Raw genomic sequence first — 254 nt, forward strand, 5'->3', positions numbered from 1 at the left:
TGATCCCAATGTGTTCCTATCTCACTTCAAAGCTTGGAAAACCGACAGGTATTCAGTTTGTTGATTCAACAAAAATCGAAGTTTGTCATATCATCAGAGCAAAACGAAATAAAGTGTTTGACGGGATGGCTTTGTTGCGTAATTCATTGGAACTAAATCAATAACCTACGATCTGATCAGCTACATTCACTTCACCTCGTAGCCCAATGCCTAAACCTTGTTACAAAACCACCAACTGGAAGCAATACAATCAA

General features: G+C 38.6%; 1 pseudogene. It reads left to right on the top strand.

What is annotated here, in order from left to right:
* Nucleotides 1-131: pseudogene (locus HC752_RS24550) on the top strand (transposase); the annotation flags it as partial.
* Between the last annotated feature and the right edge of the window lie 123 nt (nucleotides 132-254).

This window comes from Vibrio sp. S9_S30 (assembly GCF_014694455.1).
Classification (GTDB): Bacteria; Pseudomonadota; Gammaproteobacteria; order Enterobacterales; family Vibrionaceae; genus Vibrio.